Origin of the sequence: uncultured Methanobrevibacter sp., from assembly GCF_946184425.1 — an archaeon.
In the GTDB taxonomy this organism is placed as follows: Archaea; Methanobacteriota; Methanobacteria; order Methanobacteriales; family Methanobacteriaceae; genus Methanocatella.
Window position 1 is genome coordinate 1 of record NZ_CAMHFP010000062.1, and the last position, 11,267, is coordinate 11,267.

Here is an 11,267-nt window from a genome sequence, read left to right on the forward strand (position 1 = left end):
TTAATTTTTTTTCAACATCCATGAATATTACTCCATTTTAGGCATTATTTTACCAAGATATATTTTAAAAAATATCCCTTACAAATTGTAAAATTTATTCCCAAGTTTCAACATGAGAAATTAACATTCTTCTACAACAGTATCTGTTTAAACCTAAATCATCTAAAACATCTTTAGACTTTTCACCTGCAGCTATTCTTTTGTTATATTCATCAAAGTAAGCTGATACAGGTTTTCCACAACTTAAACATCTTATAGGAATCATTTATATCATCTTTTTTAATTTAAATAAAATATAAAATTACAGAAAAATAATTTATCTGTAACTTTTTTGTTTACGAGCTCTTGCACCAGGACCACCATATTTTTTAGGTTCAGAACGTCTAGGGTCACCTACTAACATGGTTCTGTCATATTGAATGAATTTTTCTTTTAAATCCATGTCTTGAGACCATTGTACAAGTCCTTTAGCAATAACCATACGTGCAGCTTCAGCTTGACCCATTACTCCTCCACCAATGACACGAATATTAATATCCACTTCATTAGCTAAGTCACCAGCTAAGGTTAATGGTTCCTGTAATTTTAAGTTAGCAAGCTCTGGAGAATAAAGTTCTAAAGGAACTCTGTTAATTCTTACTTTACCGGTTCCTTCTTGAACAGTACCTCTTGCGATAGCTGTTTTACGTTTTCCACTTGTATGAATAACTTTAACCATAATCACACATCCATTTATCTAAAAGGTAGCTCCTAAAAGTTTGGAGATTTCTCCTAATTCGATACCTTTTTTAATGTTTTTGTATTCTGCTTCAGGAACTGCAGTGAGTTCAGCATCTGCATATTCAGCAGGCACACCAACAAAAGCTTTTAATCCTTTGTATGCGGTTTTACCTTTAGCTTTTTTGAAAGGCAACATTCCTCTTACAGTTCTTCTAAATATATCATCTGGTCTTCTAGGATATTTAGGACCTAAGTCACGAGGGTTAGAGATACTTGCCCTGTCAACTCTTTGTTTGTATTTAGCATAAGCCCAATCCTTGTTACCAGTTAACATAATTTTTTCAGCATTAAGAATTACTACTTCTTCGCCTTCTAAAAGATTTTTACTAGTAATACTAGCTAATCTTCCTAAAACGCATCTTTCTCCATCAATAATCATAATAACACCCTATTTATTCCATGATCCTAATGTTTGATCCTTTAGGATTTGATTCGATTATCTCATCAATTGAGATGCATTCTCCACCAGCACTTTCAATTTTTTCCTGTGCTTTAGCTGAGAATTTTAATGCTACTACATCTACTTTTTCTGTTAAATCACCATTTGATAATACTTTACCAGGCACTAAAACTGTTTCACCTGCTTCAGCATGTCTTGCAATATCAGACAAATTAACTTCAGCGGTTCTTCTGTTAGACCTAGAAAGTTTATCTGCAACATCTTTCCAAATAGCTGCATCTTCGCTTTTTGATTTTTTATTAAGTTTATTAATAAGTTCAATAAGGTTAGGATTAGTTTTTATAATTTTCTTAACCATTATTTACTTCCTCCTTCTTCACTAAATCTGATAAATTTTTCTGCTTTTTCACCTAATTTGTCACAAGCTTTTAATAAAACTTCTTTAGGAGGCATTGATCCATCAGTTTCGATTCTAAATATGAAATCATTTTCACGATACCCTACATTAATATAACCATTAGAAGAGGCTCTTACGCAACTTTTACACATAGTACAATTTTCAATGTCTAAAATCTTAATATGTTTTGATCTCCTATCAGATTTTAAAACACCTCTTGGACATGCTAATGCACAGTCATAATCAACTTCTATGTCTTCATTAAAAGTAATTTCAGGATATTGTTTGTATGCGCATACAGTAGTAGGCATCCACTTAGCATGTTCTTTTCCGTAACCTACTTTTGCAACAGCTTCAATATCAATAACTTCATCTTCTTTAAGTTTTACTAAAGGAATAGTATCGTATACTGGTTTAATTGTTTCGTCTGAAGATATTAAATCCTTAGAATAAACTACTTTAGGTCCAACTTCATGTAATTTGAAAATAACACCTTTTTTAAGATTATCTGCCCAGGAATCATTTTCTTCATCATATTCCCAACCATCATCTTCCGGTAAAGGTAAACCTTCAATTGCTTCAAGATTAGAAACTAAAGGAGTTAAACCAAGTCTATGAGCAAGTACCTCATTAAACATAGCAGAATCATTTCTTACAATGTTAACATCCTCAATAGCTATTTTAGGCACATTAACCATAGCGCATCTCCTAATAGCATTAATAAATGGTACTTCTGCATCACGAACAATGAATACAATTTCATCATCGCTTTGACTTTTAATTTGTATCTCCATATTAAACCCTTCCACTTAGACTCTTCTTCCTCTTTTACCACCAGGTCTTCCAGTACCATCGTGAGGAATAGGAGTGATATCTTCTATCTTACCTATTTTAATTCCAGCTCTTGCTAAAGCACGAATAGTAGCTTGTGCACCAGGTCCTGGACTTCTTGGTCCATTTCCACCAGGAGCTCTTACTTTAATATGTAATCCAACAAATCCTTTTTCTTTAGCATCATCAGCTATTCTAGTTGCTGCAGCCATTGCTGCGAAAGGTGAAGCTTGTTGTCTGTCTGCACGAACAACTTTTCCACCAGACCATTGAGAAATAGTTTCAGCACCAGTAATATCTGTTACAGTAATAATAGTGTTATTGAATGATGAGTAAATATTAGCTATACCCCATTTTTCATCTTTTGCCATAATTACACCCTTTATTCTTCTGTATTAGCTTTTTCATCCTTATTTTTGTTGTACTCTTCAATTTGTTTTGCTACAGGTGAAGAACGATAGAAACCTATTTCATCTTCCTGACCTTTTAATACTACATAACTTGGTGAATTGATTTTTTTACCATTTAAAGTTATGTGACCATGTACAACAAACATTCTAGCTTCTTTAGGAGTACGAGCTAAACCTTTTTTATATACAATAGTTTGTAATCTTCTTCTTAAGATATCTTCTACATTTAAATCTAAAATATCTTCAAGAGCAGCACCTTCTGGCAAAACACCGGTTCTAGCTAAGTGTCCTAATAATTCTAATTTTTCTTTAACCATTTGATCAGCACCGAAACCAAGTAAATACCTTGCTTCCCTACTGTATCTTCTGACTAAAGTATCAGCTTTCCAAATTTCTTTTTTGTTTTTAAGACCGTATTTAGTCATTAATTTGTTTTCATTTTTAATTCTTTCCGCATTCCAAGGATGTGGTGGTGTATTATACTTTTTCCTTGATTTTCTAGGTTGTCCCATTAAAACATCTCCTTAATAAAATTGAATTTAAATAATTTAATTTATAAAAAAAAGTTCTTGCCTATCCTCTTGAACGTTTTACACCAACTGAAGAACTTTTTCTGAAAGTAGATTTGGTTCTTTGACCTCTAACAGGTAAACCAACTTCATGCCTTCTACCTTTGTAACTTCTGGTCTTTTTCATTCTGTTTAAATCATCTCTTAAAGTCATATCAAGATCAGATTCAATTAAATGAATATCATCACCAGTTTCATAATCTTCTCTTCTGTTTAACATCCAAGATGGAATGTCAAATTTTTGAGGATTTTCTAAAATTTCTTCAATTCTTAAAACATCTTCGTCAGCAATGTATCCAATTTTAGCGTCTAAATCTAAGTCTAAAGTACGACACATAGATTTAGATAAAGATATTCCAACACCTTTAATTTCGGTTAAAGCTTGTTCAATGGTTTTATTACCATTTACATCCTTTCTTGAAATACGCACTAAGTGCTTGAATTCGTCTTCCATTAAATAACCTCCATTTATAGAGCGAACCTACGAGACGTAAAATATAGATTCGAATGCTTTGAATTTCTCAAAACACAGTTCTTTCAACAATATAAAACTTAGCTTAAATAAACTAAGAGTGCAAAAATATCAGTTTAACAAGTATTTTTAATAAAACAAAAAAACTAAGTTAAAAACTAATAAACGCCGAGACTGGGATTTGAACCCAGGAGGGCGGAATGCCCACGAGATTTCCAGTCTCGCGCCTTACCAGGCTAGACTATCTCGGCATAAAATAGTTAGCAAATACTTGCACATCATATTATCTAGAATAACATGATAAAATAATATATTTACTTTCACATATATAAAGGTATTGATTAAAAGACCTTTTTTAAAAATAATTCAAATCTATAAAAATATTATTTGCCAATTATTTATAAATGTAACTAATTTAAGAGATGAAACAGTGGAACTAAAAAGCTCCACCTCCACCTCCACCAGATCCTCCGCCAAATCCACCAAATCCACCAGAATCTGATGAGGAAGGATTTGCTGCAGATTCACCTGTTTGAAATGCATGATTAAAAATCATGTATCCACCATAATAATGATACATGAATATGCCATCATCATAATCTGAAATGTTTGACACATGAATTTTCATGGACCTCAAAACATTATCAGATACTCCAAGAGAAGTACCATAAATAAGATACTTTTTCCAAACAACTATTGATTCCGGAGGGTGTTCATTAATTAAACTATTATCTTTCAAAAATTTCTTGAAATTTGACCACTTAAGATAGAAGACTCGGCCACTTTTTGACCATCTTCCAAAAATATCTTTTGGAATATTGAATAACAACAAAGAGAACATGATTAAAAATATTCCCCCAACAATACAGTAAATTCCATTTCCAAGTTGAGATGTGAAACCCAAAATACCTATGATAATTCCAAAAACAAGGCCACCCAATGCAATTGCAATGATTAAATCAGAACCCCTGCCATCAAAATATTGATTTGTTAAATCAGATGTTTCATCTTTCACATGTTCTTTCCAATCATTAAAGTCTTCCAAGAAGCTCTTTGCATTATCTTCAGAAGATAATTTGCCCTCCAAAGAAGATAAATTTAATATTTCATTTTCAGCAAACGGATATAATGTATTTATAAGAGACTTTTCACTTAAAGTCAAATCTGCCGTATCAACATTTCTAAAATCCAAAAGCAAATCCTTTGAATCAGATTTATTACTTTCCCTTGTTTCTAACCCCAGGATATTTTTATCAATGAGATTTAAAATAGAAGACTGAAAACCTTTCATATTTGGCGTACCAATATCGTCCTTATTATCTATAAGTGCATTAATCATTTCAGGAGAGTCATTTGAGGGAAGTTCTCTCTCATATAATGCATCATAATCAACTTTAGGCTCTCTACCATATTTAAAATATGTAAATATAGCACCTATTGGACTTAAAATTGACAATAAACCTAAAATCAAATAAGCAGCATTCCAAAAGTTACGATTGGCGATACTATCATTTAAGTTTTTCATTATTTTGTCTTTACCATTCTCATTCACATGTTTAGCATAATTTGCATCATTAAAATCATTTAATGGCATTAAAACGAGCAATTCATAAATTTCTCCCTTTGGAATAGAAGTAGATTGAGCAGTGATTGTGTTTCCGTTTATATGGCTATCTGTTGTATACTCCTTTGGGTTTAAAAAGTACGTATTATTCTTTTTACCAGGAAGATTTATCTGGGCAGATAATGAACCAACACCAACATCCCATTCATCACCCCAAAGTTTAAATTGAAGTCCTCCAACATCATTAAAAAGAGTAACAACATTTTTCATGTCATAACTGATAAAAATAGTTACCTCACAATCTCTAATTTTTTTAGTATGGGCCTCATCAGCATATAAATAAATTTTAAGATGTTTCATCCCCTCATTATTACTTACCACCATAACTGGATAAGCTCCAACGGCAGATACTTCAATATTATCTATACTCTCACCGGATTTCAGAGGTATATCTCTGTATACACCATTAAACTGACCATCGAAAGAAAATTGATATATTTCATCTACAGACAATAATCCATTATCCATGACAGTTAAATTAATAAATGCCTGATCAATAGTGTAACTTTTGTCATCATCCGCAGAAATCACAGATATTGCGGAAAATAAAATAAAAATAAGTAAAAACAGTATGGCGATTTTTTTCGTATTCATCATATCACCCTAAAGAAAAAAATAAAAAAGGGAAGTGGATAGCTAAAACGCTCCTCCACCTCCACCATCGAATCCTCCTCCACCGAAGTCATCAAAACCACCAAAATCAAATGAATCATCAGAAGAGGATGAATTTCCCATATTGTCACCAATATTATACATACCACTCATCATATAATATCCACCATAACTATGATATAGGAAAAGACCATCGTCATAATCATAATCATATGGCATCTGCAGTTTCATAGCTTCATAAACATTTTCAGCCACCCCAAGAGCAGCACCATAAATCAAATACTTTTTCCAAATGACAATTGATTCCGGAGGATGTTCCTTAATTAAACTGTTATCTTCCAAGAACTTCTTAAAATTCAACCATTTAAGATAGAATACTCTACCCTTTTCAGTCCAATGTCCAAATACATCTTGAGGAATGGCAAAAAGAATTGCTGAAAAAATTATTAAAAATATTCCCGCAGCAAGTGTGAAAATTCCATAATCCAAACCAAAGAAGAATCCGATTCCCGCAATGATAATACCTATAATAAAACCAATGCCACCTATTCCCTGCATTAATGAAGAACCAGCATTATTGAAATATGGTTCTACACCTTTTTCATCAATTTCAAATAGCACATAGCTTTGCCAAGTTTCAACTTGTTGAGTAAACCAACTTGCATTGAACTCATTGGATAACTGATCATTTAAAGTCGATAAGTTTAGGACATTTTCATCATCAGCGAAGTTATGCAAAATATCAAATACAATTTCTTCACTATCACTCAATTGTTCTTTTAAGTCAACATTGAATTTTATGAACAAATCATGAGTCTCTGTTTCAGCATTTTCTCTTGAGTAAAGATTAAATACTTTTCTATCTATGAGACTTAGAATTGTAGCTTCAAATCCTTTCATATTTGGAGTACCGATATCACTTTTATTATCAACAATTGCATTTACAACAGCAGGAGAATCATCAGTGGGTAATTCTCTTTCATAAATACCATCATAATCAACTTTAGGTTCTCTTCCATGTCTTAAATAAACAAATATTGCTGCAATAGGACTTAAAAAAGGAATTACTCCCAAAATTAATAAAATATTACTCCAAAAGTTATCTTTACCCTGACTGTCATTAATGCTTTGGAGGACTTTATCCTTACCACTTTCATTAATATGCTTTGCATAAATAGAGTTATTAAAGTCATCTAATGGCATTAAAAGAACAAATCCACATACTTGATCTTTAGAAATACTATCAGTAGTAGCAGTTATTAAATTACCATCCACATTATCTGATTTGATTAATCTGTCCGGAGTAAAATAAATTGAGTTATTTTTATCCCCAGGAGCATGGATTTTCAAATCGACTCCGCCGACATCATCATTCCATTTTTTACCCCAAAGATTATATTGAAGCAAACCTATGTCATTATACAATGTTACTGTATTTGAAAAATCATATGTCAATGTAATATCCACATCACAATCCTTGATTTTTTTGGTATGTGCGGAATCAGAGTACAAATATATCACTAAATGTTCATTTCCATCCTGATGCTCCTGTTTTAAAACAGGAAAAGCCCCATTTGCACTAACCTGAATATTAGATATATTTTGACCTTCCCTAATGGTTATATCTCTGTATACTCCGGAGAATTCTCCTTCAAACGAATATTGCAATGTTTCTTTAACATGCAATAGACCATTACTACCTATAGTCAAATCGACAAAGGAATGGTCAATAGTATAACTATTATCTTCCGCTGAAACAAAAGACAGTGCTGAAACTAATATCAAGACTAAAAAGATTATTCCCAATATTCTTTTATTGTTCATAAAAACCTCTTAATTAAAATTTAACTTCAGGCACTTCACGATCACCAGCAGGTGCTTCAAAGAATTCCGCTTCTTCAAAGTTGAAAATTTTAGCAAAAATATTGCTTGGGAACTTTTCACAAGCATTATTATATTTTAAAACAACATCATTATAGAATTGTCTTGCATAAGAAATTTTATCTTCAGTTTCAGACAATTCTGATTGTAATTGTTGGAAATTAGAATTTGCTTTTAAATCAGGATAATTCTCAGCAACAGCAAATAAAGATTTTAATGCACCAGTTAATTGATTATCTGCAGCACTTGTTTCTTCAATACCATTTGCATTCATTAATCCAGCTCTAGCTTTAGTAACTTCTTCAAGCACACCTTTCTCATGAGCAGCGTAACCTTTCACAGTCTCCACAAGATTAGGTATTAAGTCATTTCTTCTTTTAAGTTGAACATCAATTTGTGAGTAACTGTTTTTTACGCGATTTCTTAAACTTACAAGATTATTATACATATGTACTGCTGTAATAATAATAAATAAAACTACAACAACAAGCACAATAGTTAAAATTATACTCATTTTTTATCACCTTTACATAATAATATTTAATAATATCTTAAAATATTTTATGTATTTTAAAAAAAATACTTTTTATATAAATAAATAGAAATGATTATAATTAAATGTAAAAAAAAGTGTAAAATATAAAAAAATTACCTAATAACAGTTATTTTTACTGTTTTTTTAACGGCATTATAATATGCATTTCCAGAAAACATTACAACAGCATTAAAAATACCTTTAACTTTAAGGTATTTAAATTGGAATGTGGCAATTCCCTTAGCATTAGTTTTTGCAGAGTAAATTTTACCTTTAACATTTACTTTGATTAGAGCATATCTTATTACAACATTCTTATTAGTCTTCAAGGTAACTGTATATTTTTTGTATCTATCAGCCAGTTTGAATCTTTTAGCAGCAGCATAAAGTTTAGGTGTGATTTTTTTAATAGTGATTGTTGTACTTGCAGAAGATTTGACATAAGTATTATCCCCATCAAAATGAATAGTTGCAACATAAGTTTTTGGAGCTAAACCCTTTGTAGATAGAATTACCTGACCGTTTTCATCTGTAGTGTAAGTTTTTGTTACACCATTAAGAGTAATAGAAACCTTAGCATATTTAATTACATTTCCTTTTGAATCATGTAAATTAACCAACAAGGATTTACCATCATTATAATTAGCAACCACTTTAACTACATAAATAAATGAAGATTTTTGAATGTTAATTGTTATTCTAACTGGATCTAATTCATATGAAACATCTTCAACAGTGAAAACAGCTCTATATTTGCCCGCAGGAAAATCAACAAACCAATTATATCCTGTTTGAGAAATATAAGTTCCAATAACTCGATTTAAATTATTATAAATTTTAATTGTTACATTTTCACCTAGAACATCCCCAGAAGGAGAATCTGAAAGCCTAATTTTTATATCCCCACCAAATCCTTCCATAGCATTAAAATCAGAAACATATAAAACATATGTTGGAAGATTACCTGAGAAATTAGATTTACCTGCATAAGATTGATATTTAGCTCCACCAGAAATTTTAGCAACGTTATCTATAAATACAGATTCTGAAGCAGAACTTCCCGAAGATATAGCTCCACCATATTTTGCAGTATTAGATTTGAAATAACATCTTACAGCAGAAGTTGCATAAATAGCCCCACCATACTCTTCAGCATCATTATTGAAAAAAGTACAAGCTAAAACTGAACCTTCAGCAGAACCACCAGATACTGCCCCACCATTAATAGCATGATTGTTTTTAAAAGTGGAAGAAGTAGCAGAACCGTCACAAATAGCCCCTCCTAATTGAGCTTTATTATTTGTGAAAGTACAAGATAACCCATGTGAATTATACATGGCCCCACCTCTAACCGCATAATTGTCAGTGAAATCACTATCTTTTGCGGAATTTAAATACATAGCACCACCACTGTCAGCATGATTGTTTGTAAAATTACATCGCAATGCATAAACTTCGAGTAGTGCTCCACCTTTACCAACGGCATAATTATCTATGAAAACACAGTCCACTGCAGAATTTCCTCCAGCCATAGCACCTCCTTGCTGTGCATGATTACCAATGAAAGTACATTGTGTCGCAAGACAACCAAAGATTGCTCCACCTTCTTCAGCATAATTATATTTGAAAGTACACTTTTCTGCAGAACCGGCACCACCCAAAGCTCCTGATTGATAAGCTGTATTATTAATAAAAATACAATTCACAGCATAACCAAAACCAAAAGCACCAGAATGGTCATATGCATAATTATCTATAAAAGTACAATATGATGCTGAACTACCATACATAGCACCGCAAGATCTAGAAGCCTGATTGGATATGAAAGTTGAATAAGTGGCATAAACATTATAAATAGCACCACCATCTCCAGCAGAGTTACTAATCAGAGTACAATTAGTGAGACTTCCTTCATACATCGCCCCACCGGAACTACTTGCTTTATTATTTTTGAAAATACAATTTTCAGCATATCCCTTATACATTGCTCCGCCATTTTTAGCAGCATAATTTTTTGTGAAATTACAATTTTTAGCAGCATAATTTGAACCATAAATAGCAGAACCATAATCAGAATTAGCATTAATGAAATTAATGTCATAAAAATTCACATAAGCATTAGCCTGGAAAATTCTTGCCTGATTCCCACCATCAATAGTAAAACCATTGCCCCTAAGATTAAGGGAGCGAGATATTGTAATACCATTGATAAATTCAGAATCAGATTCTTGAGAAAATTTATAATCTGAATCCAAATCAACATAAAAGTCATTATTACTGTTTATGAGATTATTTAAATCTAAAAACGATTTTGAAGTTGCCACAGCATTATTTGAAACAGTTAAACTTTCATTAACGTCATCTTCAACAACTGATAAATCCTCAATTTCACCAATGGACATGGTTTCAGTTGAATTGTCTGCAGCACTAACAGTTGAAAGAGCAAATATATATGTAAGAAAAATTAAAATACAAACAATTTTTTTATTAAACATTCTCCTTCAACCTCATTAATTATTAATTAATATGATATATAATATAATTTTGATAATATATATTATTATCCCATTAATCGCCAAAAAATATTTGAAGAATAATGAGAATTAATAAATATTTAAAAAAAATAACCTTGTAGAAACCATGTCAAAATTTAAGTGAATATCGATGTTTTTTGCTTTTTTTTGTTAAAAAAGTGATATTTTCTCTTTGTTTTTGATTTTGACATGTTATTGTTCTTTTTATTTTACACTCGAATT

The 11,267-nt window shown here is 31.5% G+C and carries 12 protein-coding genes and 1 tRNA gene; all 13 read right to left on the reverse strand.

All coding sequences use genetic code 11. The annotated features are described in order from the left end of the window. Nucleotides 1-94 precede the first annotated feature (94 nt). Complete coding sequence (locus Q0P94_RS09900) at nucleotides 95-265, reverse strand: DNA-directed RNA polymerase subunit N (protein ID WP_295116155.1); 171 nt, start codon at nucleotides 263-265, stop codon at nucleotides 95-97. Between the two features lie 51 nt (nucleotides 266-316). Next, nucleotides 317-718 (reverse strand): 30S ribosomal protein S9, encoded by a 402-nt coding sequence (locus Q0P94_RS09905; RefSeq protein ID WP_295116157.1) that lies wholly within the window; start codon nucleotides 716-718, stop codon nucleotides 317-319. Between the two features lie 18 nt (nucleotides 719-736). Next, nucleotides 737-1,159, reverse strand: coding sequence for a 50S ribosomal protein L13 (locus Q0P94_RS09910; protein WP_295116158.1), 423 nt, complete (start codon nucleotides 1,157-1,159; stop codon nucleotides 737-739). Nucleotides 1,160-1,172: 13 nt separating this feature from the next. Further along, nucleotides 1,173-1,538, reverse strand: coding sequence for a 50S ribosomal protein L18e (locus Q0P94_RS09915; protein WP_295116160.1), 366 nt, complete (start codon nucleotides 1,536-1,538; stop codon nucleotides 1,173-1,175). Next, nucleotides 1,538-2,371, reverse strand: a complete 834-nt coding sequence (locus Q0P94_RS09920; RefSeq protein WP_295116162.1) for a DNA-directed RNA polymerase subunit D — start codon at nucleotides 2,369-2,371, stop codon at nucleotides 1,538-1,540. The genes Q0P94_RS09915 and Q0P94_RS09920 overlap by 1 nt, the downstream gene beginning before the upstream one ends. Before the next feature lie 15 nt (nucleotides 2,372-2,386). Beyond that, nucleotides 2,387-2,779, reverse strand: a complete 393-nt coding sequence (locus Q0P94_RS09925; RefSeq protein ID WP_069574667.1) for a 30S ribosomal protein S11 — start codon at nucleotides 2,777-2,779, stop codon at nucleotides 2,387-2,389. Nucleotides 2,780-2,790: 11 nt separating this feature from the next. Next, entirely contained in the window at nucleotides 2,791-3,330 is a 540-nt protein-coding gene (locus Q0P94_RS09930) for a 30S ribosomal protein S4 (RefSeq protein ID WP_295116164.1), read from the reverse strand. Nucleotides 3,331-3,391: 61 nt separating this feature from the next. Continuing rightward, nucleotides 3,392-3,841 (reverse strand): 30S ribosomal protein S13, encoded by a 450-nt coding sequence (locus Q0P94_RS09935; RefSeq protein WP_295116166.1) that lies wholly within the window; start codon nucleotides 3,839-3,841, stop codon nucleotides 3,392-3,394. A gap of 184 nt (nucleotides 3,842-4,025) precedes the next feature. Further along, a tRNA-Ser gene (locus tag Q0P94_RS09940) sits at nucleotides 4,026-4,110 on the reverse strand. Nucleotides 4,111-4,295: 185 nt separating this feature from the next. Then, nucleotides 4,296-6,077, reverse strand: coding sequence for a DUF2207 domain-containing protein (locus Q0P94_RS09945; RefSeq protein ID WP_295116168.1), 1,782 nt, complete (start codon nucleotides 6,075-6,077; stop codon nucleotides 4,296-4,298). Between the two features lie 42 nt (nucleotides 6,078-6,119). Further along, nucleotides 6,120-7,919, reverse strand: a complete 1,800-nt coding sequence (locus tag Q0P94_RS09950; RefSeq protein WP_295116169.1) for a DUF2207 domain-containing protein — start codon at nucleotides 7,917-7,919, stop codon at nucleotides 6,120-6,122. A gap of 13 nt (nucleotides 7,920-7,932) precedes the next feature. Next, nucleotides 7,933-8,490: a LemA family protein gene (locus Q0P94_RS09955; protein WP_295116172.1), complete on the reverse strand. Its 558-nt coding sequence runs from the start codon at nucleotides 8,488-8,490 to the stop codon at nucleotides 7,933-7,935. A gap of 134 nt (nucleotides 8,491-8,624) precedes the next feature. Then, on the reverse strand, nucleotides 8,625-11,006 hold the full coding sequence (locus Q0P94_RS09960) for a hypothetical protein (protein ID WP_295116174.1): 2,382 nt from the start codon (nucleotides 11,004-11,006) through the stop codon (nucleotides 8,625-8,627). Between the last annotated feature and the right edge of the window lie 261 nt (nucleotides 11,007-11,267).